This is a genomic window from Siphonobacter sp. BAB-5405 (assembly GCF_002872335.1).
In the GTDB taxonomy this organism is placed as follows: domain Bacteria; phylum Bacteroidota; class Bacteroidia; order Cytophagales; family Spirosomataceae; genus Siphonobacter.
Map to the genome: position 1 here is coordinate 1 of NZ_NJAG01000227.1, position 726 is coordinate 726.

Genomic DNA, 726 nt, shown 5'->3' on the forward strand with positions numbered 1-726 from the left:
GTTAAAAAGTCTTCAATGACCTGTGAGACCGGCCATAGATTCGTGTTACAATTGGTCGAAACGGTGTACGCTATATCCTCTGTGCGGTTAAAGAACAACCAGGAACTAAAGCCTTCTCCTTTACCATTATGCCCTCTGAAGGTTAGTTTGTGATTGTTGGGGAAGAGCTCGTTGCCCAGAGCATAGCCCGTTTGTAGTCCCTTCTGGCTAGCGAAGGTACTGTGGATGGTTTCCAGTTCTACCTGATCATGCTCACCCAGCCATTCAGCAGCACGGTCAGCACGGATTAGGTAACGCATAAATTTAGTCATATCCGTGGCCATTGAAACCAGCGATCCCGCCGCTCCATTACCGCTGGGTCCATACAGAGGTAAACAGGTAAAGGCGTCATTGGTGAAGTGATATCCCAGAGCATATCGTGGAAGTTTTTGACCATCTCGATCAAACCAGGTATGGTTCATTTGTAACGGTTGAAGGATCACCTGGTTTAGATACTGATCCCAGGGCAACCCCGATACCTTCTCGAGTAGATACCCTAATACGATATAACCCGGATTTGAATAGGTCATCATCTGACCGGGTTTCCAGCGGGCATGCAGGGAGTGCTGTACCGATTGAACGGCCTCAATGCCTTTGAGTGGTCTTCCGTTGGTGTGGATCATTTTACTTAACTCAATGTCTTCAAAACCCGCCGTATGCTCTAATAGGTGCACCAGCCTTACGGGG

The 726-nt window shown here is 48.2% G+C and carries 1 protein-coding gene; it reads right to left on the reverse strand.

Annotation, left to right across the window (positions count from 1 at the left end):
- Positions 1 to 726: serine hydrolase (locus tag BWI97_RS27240; protein ID WP_146011112.1), on the reverse strand; the 726-nt coding region annotated here is incomplete at both ends.